This window comes from Hymenobacter agri (genome assembly GCF_054778495.1).
In genome coordinates this window covers 1-5,163 of the sequence record NZ_BAAGZM010000292.1, presented here as the reverse complement: position 1 = coordinate 5,163, position 5,163 = coordinate 1, and the positions used below count along the sequence as shown (strand labels likewise).

At 64.0% G+C, this 5,163-nt stretch carries 6 protein-coding genes; 3 read left to right on the top strand and 3 right to left on the bottom strand.

Annotated elements, in window-relative coordinates; genetic code table 11:
* The 3 genes from ACYVDE_RS13990 to ACYVDE_RS13980 form a co-directional block, all read left to right on the top strand.
* Positions 1 to 1,182: hypothetical protein (locus ACYVDE_RS13990; protein WP_460502161.1), on the top strand; the 1,182-nt coding region annotated here is incomplete at its 5' end.
* A 292-nt stretch (positions 1,183 to 1,474) separates the two neighbouring features.
* Positions 1,475 to 2,266, top strand: a complete 792-nt coding sequence (locus tag ACYVDE_RS13985; protein ID WP_460502162.1) for an SDR family oxidoreductase — start codon at positions 1,475 to 1,477, stop codon at positions 2,264 to 2,266.
* A gap of 126 nt (positions 2,267 to 2,392) precedes the next feature.
* Positions 2,393 to 3,118, top strand: coding sequence for a glycosyltransferase family 2 protein (locus tag ACYVDE_RS13980; protein ID WP_460502160.1), 726 nt, complete (start codon positions 2,393 to 2,395; stop codon positions 3,116 to 3,118).
* Positions 3,119 to 3,257: 139 nt separating this feature from the next.
* Here the strand turns inward: ACYVDE_RS13980 and ACYVDE_RS13975 are convergent, their stop codons facing one another.
* From ACYVDE_RS13975 to ACYVDE_RS13965, 3 genes are all read right to left on the bottom strand, one after another.
* Positions 3,258 to 3,788 carry a carbohydrate binding domain-containing protein gene (locus tag ACYVDE_RS13975; protein WP_460502159.1) on the bottom strand — a complete coding sequence of 177 codons (531 nt, stop codon included), beginning with the start codon at positions 3,786 to 3,788 and terminating at the stop codon, positions 3,258 to 3,260.
* Positions 3,789 to 3,878: 90 nt separating this feature from the next.
* On the bottom strand, positions 3,879 to 4,424 hold the full coding sequence (locus ACYVDE_RS13970) for a carbohydrate binding domain-containing protein (RefSeq protein WP_460502158.1): 546 nt from the start codon (positions 4,422 to 4,424) through the stop codon (positions 3,879 to 3,881).
* Between the two features lie 60 nt (positions 4,425 to 4,484).
* Positions 4,485 to 5,163: hypothetical protein (locus ACYVDE_RS13965; RefSeq protein WP_460502157.1), on the bottom strand; the 679-nt coding region annotated here is incomplete at its 5' end.

Sequence of the window (5,163 nt, the reverse complement as noted above, 5' to 3'; positions counted from 1 at the left end):
GGCGTGCTCACGCTGCTGAGCGACTATTACGTGCTGTTTGGGCTGCTGTATTTCTCGGCGGCCTACGCGGCGTGGTTTGGGCTGCGGCTGGGCCGCATCCGGTGGCGCGCCGGGCGCACCTGGGTTTGGCTGGCGGTTTTGCTGGCCGTCAGCCACGTCGTCATCCGCTTGTTGCGCATGTCGGGCCTGCCCGAGAAGAGCATTTGGTGGGGCGGCGACCTGGTGGCATTTTTTATGCCGCCGGCCAGCAGCCGCTGGGTGTACTGGGACTGGGCGGCCCGGCTGCTGCACAACCCCAAGGTATTCAACACGCCGGGCTCGATTGAGAATACGCTGTTCATTGGCTACGTGCTGCCGCTGCTGGCCCTGGCGCTGGGCGTCCTGCGCTGGTGGCACTGCCGGCCCGCTTCGGCGCGCTTTGCCGATGCGGCCGGCCGGCCGCTGGCCTGGGTACTGGTGGTTTTCCTGCTGTTCACCATTCCGTCGGGGCGGGTGCTGGGCCACGAGCGGCTGAACCTGCCCACGGCAGTGCTGCATTTCGTTCCGTTTCTGAACAACCTGCGCTGCCCTACCCGCTGGATTATGCTGGTGGGGCTGCTGCTGCCTATCGTCTCGTTCAGCGCCCTGGAGGCGGCCTGGGCCCACCGCCTGAAACCCGCCGCGCAAATGGCCTTCAGCCTGCTGCTTTTCGGCGCAATACTGTTCGAGTTCTGGCCGCGCCCGTTTCCGCAGCTGCGTCCCCGCGACGTACCCCGCGCGTACCAACAGGTGGCGCCGCTGCCGGGTTCTTCCCTCATCACCATTCCGCTCGGCATTGCTGATGGCTCGCGGCAGGTGGGCCAGTTCAGGGCCGTGCAGCTCTTCTACCAAACCCAGCACCACAAGCACCTGCCCGGGGGCTACATCTCGCGGGTAGCCCCCGCCCAGTTTGCCTCGCTCGACGCCGAACCGGTGCTCCACGCCCTGCTGCTGGCCCAAACGCGGCCCGACTCGGCCGGGGCCGCCCCCACGTCCGGGCAGGTGCATAATTTCCTGCAGCGCTACCAACCCGCCGCATTCGTAGTCGAGCCCGCCTACCGCAACCAGCCCGCTCACCAGCGCCTGCGCCAGCTGCTGCTGCCGCTCGGCTACCGCGAGCAGGTGCTCGATAGCCTCGTACTGTTCACGCCGGCCGGCCGCTAAAAGGTCAGCGCATTCCGCAGTTTCGGGAGTAGGAAGCGCCCGCGGGCTGGCTGGCACCTTGCTGGCCGGCCACGCCTTGCCCGGCTCCCGCATGCACCGCCGGAGGCCGCCCCGAAACGCGGAGCCGGCCGGTTAATTCGCAAATACCGGCCTGAAAAAGGGACGCTGAACCATCGGTTTCAGCATCCCTTTTCGCTTATTTGCTCCGAATATGCCCGAAGTCCGGTGTCGTTATGCCATTCTTGAAGAACTTCGCGGCGCAACAGCCTGCTTCCCCTTCTTTCTAACACACCTGATGAGCGACCTCCTCCCCTACCGCGCCTTAGTCGGCGGCAGCACCCAAGGCATTGGCCGTGCCGTGGCCCAGCTGCTGGCCGAGCGCGGCTGCGGCCTCACCCTGCTGGCCCGCAACGAAGACCGCCTGCGCGAAACCGTAGCCCAGCTGCCCACGCCCACCGGCCACACGCACGACTACCTGGTGGCCGATTTCGACGACCCCAGCCACCTGGCCGAGGTGGTGCAGGGCTACCTGGCCACGCACCCCGCGGGCTTTCATATTCTGGTGAACAACACCGGCGGGCCGGCCGGCGGGCCGCTGCTCGATGCGCCGGTGGATGCGTTGCGGCTGGCATTCAACCAGCACGTTATCTGCAACCACTTGCTGGCGCAGGCGCTGGTGCCGGCCATGCGGGCGGCGGGTTTCGGGCGCATCATCAACATCATCAGCACGTCGGTGAAGGTGCCGCTGCCGGGCTTGGGCGTGAGCAATACCATTCGGGGGGCGGTGGCTAGCTGGGCCAAAACCCTGGCCAACGAGCTCGGCCCGCACGGCATCACCGTCAACAACGTGCTGCCCGGCGCCACGCTCACGCAGCGCCACCACTCGCTCATCGAAAAGAAAGTGGCCCAAACCGGGCAGTCGGCCGAATCGATTGAGGCCGATATGCTGAAGACCATTCCGGCCCGGCGCTTCGGGCTGGCCGAAGAAGTAGCGGCGGCCGTGGCCTTCCTGGCCTCACCGGCGGCCGGCTACGTCAACGGCACCAGCGTACCTGTCGACGGTGGCCGCACGGGCGCCCTGTAGGCAGTTGTCAGCGACCAATTATCCGTGAATAGTATGGTGACAGCCGTTAAGTCTGTTCACGGATAACTATTCACTGCTAACTGACCCTTAGCTTTACGGCTTCCGCGCCGTATTCATTCTTTCCAAGTGGTTAAATTCGACACGCTTTCCATCGTTATTCCGGTTTACAACGAGGCCCGTACCATTCATCAGATTTTGGATTTGCTGCGTGGGCTGGAGCTGGTGAACGGCATTGGCAAGGAGATTATTCTCGTTAACGACTGTTCGACGGACGCTTCGGCCGATACCATCCGGGCCTACGCCGCGCGCTACCCCGAAATGCGCCTGCGCCTGCTCGAGCACACCGTGAACCAGGGCAAGGGCGCGGCCCTGCACACCGGCATTCGCGAGGCCACCGGCGACTACGTCATTATTCAGGACGCCGACCTCGAATACGACCCCGAGGAATATAATCGCCTCATGAAGCCCATTCTAAAGGGCTTTGCCGACGTCGTGTTCGGCTCGCGCTTCATTGGCGGCAACCCGCACCGCATTCTGTTCTTCTGGCACAGCATCGGCAACCAGATGCTCACCTTCCTGAGCAATATGATGACTGACCTGAACCTGACCGACATGGAAACCTGCTACAAGCTGTTCCGGCGCGACATCATTCAGAGCCTGCAGCTACAGGAAAAGCGCTTCGGCTTCGAGCCCGAAGTAACGGCCAAAGTAGCCCGCGTGAAGGACGTGCGCATCTACGAAGTGGGCATCAGCTACTACGGCCGCACCTACGCCGAGGGCAAGAAAATTGGCTGGCGCGATGGTTTCCGGGCCATCTACTGCATTCTGAAGTACGGGCTGCTGGGGCAGTAGCGCAGCACGGCCGTGCCGTTGGCGGCCCCTGGTAGCCGCGGCCCGCACAGAAGACGGATTTCGGGAGGACGGCCGCGGCCAGCCGCCATTTGGGCCGATTTCACCCCGCAGCGAGGTAAAATCGGCCCAATTTGAAACGCTACTCGGCGCGGGAAATTTCCAGGTCGTCGAGGTAGGTGGGCAGGGCACTCTCTTTGCGCCACAGGTACACCAGCAGGCGGTTGGAATACGCCGCCGTGGGCGGTAGCGTCACCACTTTCTCCACCTTCACCCACTCGTTGAGCTTCCCGGCGGCGGGGGTAATGGGCAAGCCGTCCCAAAACACGTCTTTCTGGGTGGCTTCGTCGCGCAGCTGCGTGACGAGCATGGTCGCGGCTTTGGCATCGGGCACGAACACCCACGCCTGCAGCCGGATTTTGCGCAGCTTTCCATCGCCGGTTTTGCCCAGCAGGTTGTTGTAGCCCAGGCTGAAATCGGTGCCGGGCGCAACCATCACGGCGTGCGTGCCCGAATGCGCCTTGTCGGTGGTGAGGGACGGAACCGCCACGCCGCTGGTCCAGCCTTCCACATTTTCAAAATCGTTGAACGCCAACTGACCCGCCGGTGGGGCTGCCTGGTCGTGGCAGGCCACTAGGCCCAGGGCAAAGGCCGCGTAGAGAAACTGCTTCATAAAGCGAAAAGGAAAGGAACCTGACGGACCGGGCCCCCGGCGGCAGCGCTGGCTGGCGCCGGGGGCTGGCGAACGGGCCCATTGGCTTGGCTAGTCGACCAGCGCAATGTGCAGGTCGTCGATGTAGGCGGGCGAGGTTGCCGCGGCGCGCCACAAAAACACGCGCAGCTGCTGCGTGCTGTTCACGGTTTCGGGCAGCTTGATGTCTTTGGAAATGTGCACCCACTTTTTGGTGTCCTTCACCTGGTCGGCGTAGTTGATGCCGTCGCCGAATATTTCCTTGCCAGCGGCGGCATCAAAAATCTGCAGGCCCAGGCGGGCCGTGGATTTGTCGTCGGTTTTGTACGCCCAGCCCGAAATCCGGAGCAGGTGGGGCTTGCGGGCAGTGGCTTCGCCCAGGGGCATGCCAAAGCCCAGGCCAAACTCGTGGGCCGCATCAACTTTCACGGCGTAGTGGCCGGAGTGCGCGTGTTCCCGCGTGATGCTGTTAGCATCGCCGCCCCAGCCCACCACGGCCTCGTAATCGTTGGCGGCAATCAGGTTAGCGTTGTTTTCGGAATCGGCACCACCGCAGCTGGCCAGCGCCAGCGCGCCGCCGGCCAGCAGGGCCAGGCGAGAGGGTAAACGGAATAACATAGGAAAAGTAAGAGGGTTGAAAAACTAAAATTAGGTGGAAAATTGCCGTTGGGCCCGGCCCTACCAGCCCAGCTGGTGCTGCAGGGCCTCGGCCTGCAGGTCGTCGATGAGGGCCGGCGAACCGTTTTCGTTCAGCACGAATACTTTAACAACGTCGTCGGGCTGCGCATCGACGGAAATGGGCATATCGAGCCACACCCGCGTCCAGCGGCCGGGCACGCTCAGCGCGTTCTGCAGGCGGGTAGTTTCCGATTGGATGGGCTGGCCATTGTGTTCGAGCACCACCATCAGCCGCTGGCCCCAGGCGCCGTACTCGGAGTTCACCATCACGCTGCCGCGTACCCACTGCCCGGCACTCAGGCCGGCATCGCGCAGGCGCACCTGCACCGCCGGGCTTTGGCTGCGGGCCGGCGCGTTGGCATAGGCCTGCCGGCTGTGGTAGCCGCCGGCATCGGTAATGCCCGTGGAGTCGGCCACCGGCTGGTCGTCGAAAGTCAATTTGCCCAAGGGGCGGAAGGTGTAGTTTTTGGCGCCGCCGGGCAGGCGGTTTCTCGACTCGAATAGGTTCAGGTCGTCCTGCGTGGGGTGCACGTTGCCGAGCAGGGCCACAAAAAAGCGGCGGTTCATGTTGTCGCCGTCCAGAATGCCGTTCATGTACTGCCACTCCAGTATCAGGTTCTGGTCGATGCAGAGCACGCTGCCCAGCAGGGCCGCGCCGCGCAGGGCCGGGCGGCCCGGG